Annotated in this window: 4 protein-coding genes; all 4 read right to left on the bottom strand. The window is 33.8% G+C overall.

Annotation, left to right across the window (positions count from 1 at the left end):
• Nucleotides 1–71 precede the first annotated feature (71 nt).
• The gene (gene rplT, locus AC15TD_RS08770) at nt 72–416 is read right to left on the bottom strand and encodes a 50S ribosomal protein L20 (RefSeq protein ID WP_484451764.1); all 345 of its coding nucleotides are present in this window, start codon (nt 414–416) and stop codon (nt 72–74) included.
• A 97-nt stretch (nt 417–513) separates the two neighbouring features.
• On the bottom strand, nt 514–711 hold the full coding sequence (rpmI, locus tag AC15TD_RS08765) for a 50S ribosomal protein L35 (protein WP_066220511.1): 198 nt from the start codon (nt 709–711) through the stop codon (nt 514–516).
• A 90-nt stretch (nt 712–801) separates the two neighbouring features.
• On the bottom strand, nt 802–1,341 hold the full coding sequence (infC, locus tag AC15TD_RS08760) for a translation initiation factor IF-3 (protein ID WP_484451765.1): 540 nt from the start codon (nt 1,339–1,341) through the stop codon (nt 802–804).
• 36 nt (nt 1,342–1,377) lie between these two features.
• Nucleotides 1,378–3,312, bottom strand: a complete 1,935-nt coding sequence (gene thrS / locus AC15TD_RS08755; protein WP_484451763.1) for a threonine--tRNA ligase — start codon at nt 3,310–3,312, stop codon at nt 1,378–1,380.
• Between the last annotated feature and the right edge of the window lie 509 nt (nt 3,313–3,821).

The raw sequence follows: 3,821 nt of genomic DNA, 5'->3' as shown, positions 1-3,821 counted from the left end.
AAAAAATCCGATTCTTTCGAACCGGATCTTTATTAAGCGAATATAATATGTTTTACAATAGGCGAAACGCCTTATTTTACTTTCTCTATTACAGCTTTAAAAGCTTCTGGGTTATTCATGGCTAAATCGGCTAAAACCTTACGGTTTAATTCAATATCATTAGCTTTTAATTTTCCCATAAATTGAGAATACGTCATTCCATACTGTCTGGCTCCTGCGTTAATACGCGTAATCCATAATGCACGAAATGTTCTTTTTTTGTTTCTACGGTCTCTGTACGAATATTGCATCGCTTTATCAACCGCGTTTTTAGCTACTGTCCAAACGTTTTTACGTCTTCCAAAGTAACCTTTTGCTTGTTTAAGAACCTTTTTTCTTCTGGCTCTTTTGGCAACAGAATTTACTGATCTTGGCATAATTTTTTAATTTTTTTTGTAGTAGGCGGACTTATTAAAAAGCCTCTTTTAACAGAGCCTAACTCCAGGGTTATTAATTTGTTTTAACCAGAACTTATTACTTTAAACGTAATTGTTCTTTAATGCTGTTAACATCATTATCGTGAACTAATCCACTATGAGTTAACGCTAGCTTACGCTTTTTAGACTTCTTTGTTAAGATGTGACTTTTAAAAGCGTGCTTTCTTTTAATCTTACCAGTACCAGTCAACTTAAAACGTTTTTTGGCACTAGATTTGGTTTTCATTTTAGGCATTTTTTTCTCCTAGTTTTTAATTACTTCGCTTAATTACTTTAGTGCTGAACTTGTTTCAGCATCTTATCTTTCAATATAACTTTACTCGTGTTATTTTTTTGGTGCAAGAAACATAGTCATACGTTTACCTTCTAATCTCGGCATTTGTTCCACTTTTCCATACTCTTCTAAATCTTGAGCAAGTTTTAATAATAAAATTTGTCCTTGCTCTTTAAAGATGATAGAACGTCCTTTAAAAAACACAAACGCTTTAAGTTTTGCTCCTTCTTTTAAGAATTTTTCAGCATGTTTCTTTTTAAATTCGTAATCATGATCATCAGTTTGAGGACCAAAACGAATTTCTTTAATAACTACTTTCGTAGCCTTAGCTTTTATAGCCTTATCACGTTTCTTTTGTTCGTAAAGAAACTTTTTATAGTCCATAACCTTACATACAGGAGGATCAGCATTTGGAGAGATCTCTACAAGATCTAATCCTTGCTCATCGGCTATTTTCAATGCATCTCTAGAACTATATACACCTATTTCAACATTATCGCCTACTAAACGAACATTGGGTGCTGTAATTTTAGAGTTTATCTTATGTTTATCCTCTTGTGAAACCCTTTTGGGTACATGTCTTCTTCTAATTGCTATGGCCTTATCTTTTTAAATTAAACTTATTATTTAAAACGGTTTGAGCGTTTTACTTATTTCTTCTTTTATAATTTCTGAGAATTCATCTATTGATATCATCCCTAAATCTTCTCCACCATGCTGACGCACAGTTATTTTATTTTCACGTTCTTCATTCTCGCCTATAATGATCATATATGGGTGCTTTTGCATTTCGGCTTCCCGAATTTTCTTCCCAATCGTTTCATTTCTATTATCAACGAGGGCGCGAATTTCGTTATTTTCTAGCAAATTTAAAACTTTTTCGGCGTATTTTTCATATTTCTCACTAAGAGACAATATAATCGTTTGAATTGGCATTAACCAAAGTGGGAAATTACCACCAGTATGTTCTAATAATAATGCTACAAAACGTTCCATACTTCCAAAGGGCGCACGGTGAATCATAATAGGTCTGTGTAGTTCGTTATCACTGCCTTTATAGGTCAAATCAAAACGCTCAGGTAGCGTGTAATCAACTTGAATGGTACCAAGTTGCCAACGTCTTCCTAGAGCATCTTTTACCATAAAGTCTAGTTTTGGTCCATAAAAAGCAGCTTCACCAGTTTCGATAACAAAATCTAAGCCTTTGTCAGTAGCTGCATTGATAATAGCTTGTTCAGCTTTTTCCCAGTTTTCAGCAGTACCTATATATTTGTCAGGATTTTCAGGATCCCTTACAGAAACCTGTGCCGTAAAGTTTTCAAAACCTAAAGAACTAAACACATATAGTACTAAATCTATAACATCTTTAAACTCTTGGTCTATTTGTTCCGGTGTGCAAAACAAATGTGCATCATCTTGAGTAAACCCTCTTACACGTGTTAAACCATGTAGCTCACCACTTTGTTCATATCTATAAACTGTACCAAATTCAGCGTATCGTTTTGGTAAATCTTTATAAGACCATTGGCTACTATTATATATCTCACAGTGATGTGGACAATTCATAGGTTTTAATAAAAACTCCTCATCTTCTTTAGGCGTTTTTATTGGCTGAAAACTATCAGCACCATATTTGGCATAATGACCAGATGTTACATATAACTCTTTCTGACCAATATGCGGGGTTATAACCATTTCATAACCAGCCTTCTTTTGGGCAGCTTTTAAAAAGTTTTCTAAGCGCTCGCGTAAAGCAGCTCCTTTTGGTAGCCATAATGGCAAACCTTGACCTACTCTTTGTGAAAACGTGAAAAGCTCCAATTCTTTGCCTAATTTCCTATGGTCTCGCTTTTTAGCCTCTTCAAGCATTTCTAAATATTCGGTAAGCTCTTTTTGCTTTGGAAAAGAAATACCGTAAACTCTAGTTAACTGCGGGTTATTTTCGTTACCGCGCCAATAAGCACCAGCAACAGACAATACTTTAACAGCTTTTATAATGCCCGTATTTGGTATATGGCCACCACGACACAAGTCTGTAAACGTTGAATGATCACAAAATGTAATCGTGCCATCTTCAAGGTTTTCAATTAACTCAGTTTTAAATTCATTGTCCTTGTATAATGATAGCGCATCAGCTTTGCTTGCAGAACGCATTTTAAATTCATGCTTTCCTCTAGCAATTTCAATAACTTTATTTTCAATGGCCGTAAAATCCTTTTCAGAAATGGCATGTCCACCAAAATCTACATCATAGTAAAAGCCATTTTCAATAGCAGGGCCAATCGTTAATTTTATGCCGGGATATAGTTCTTCCAGTGCTTGAGCTAATACATGCGCAGAACTATGCCAGAATGCCTTTTTTCCTTCATCATTATTCCAAGTGTATAAAACCAAAGAGCCATCTGTAGATAAAGGTGTAGCGGTTTCAATAGTTGTACCATTAAAACTGGCAGAAATTACATTTCTAGCAAATCCTTCGCTAATGCTTTTAGCAACATCCATAGGAGTAACGTTTTTCTCAAACTCCTTTATGCTTCCATCGGGCAAGGTTATATGTATCATTAAAATAAATTAAATTCAGGTGGCAAAGATAATAGTATAAACATACACATACAATATATATATACGTATAATTTTTCCTTTTATTAAATCTAGGTTTTTATTGGTCTAAATAATGTAAACAAATTAGGTAATCTTATGTTGGGCGTTTCCTTGCAACAGCAAGGTCGGGCTGTTCATTATATCTTTTTATGCTAAAGTTTTATACATAAGTTTATGTAAGTATGTAAATAGGTATCGAACAAATTAAAAACTTTATATGGTATACATATAGCATAAAAAGGATGCCATTGCCATCCCTAACGCAGTCTAAAATATGAGACAATTAACTTCAATACTTTATTTAGCAAGTATATAATGTGATTCGTTATAAAAATAATAGAGATGTAACCCATTGAAAACAAAGGTTTAAAAGGTTATAAAAAAATGAAGTTAAAAAAAGGCAAAAAAAGTCATTGTGGAAATAAAAAAGGGGTGTATGTTTGCAGCCGCTAAAAAAGGCAATAAGTTTT

The sequence above is a fragment of the Yeosuana sp. genome (assembly GCF_057126245.1).
Note: the sequence above shows the minus strand (reverse complement) of the source record. Positions and strands in the feature narration are given on the sequence as shown.

What these genes read in the sequence shown, in the direction of transcription:
- thrS (WP_484451763.1), bottom strand. Translation starts at nt 3,312, where the DNA reads ATGATACATATAACCTTGCCCGATGGAAGCATAAAGGAGTTTGAGAAA.
- rpmI (WP_066220511.1), bottom strand. Translation starts at nt 711, where the DNA reads ATGCCTAAAATGAAAACCAAATCTAGTGCCAAAAAACGTTTTAAGTTG.
- rplT (WP_484451764.1), bottom strand. Translation starts at nt 416, where the DNA reads ATGCCAAGATCAGTAAATTCTGTTGCCAAAAGAGCCAGAAGAAAAAAG.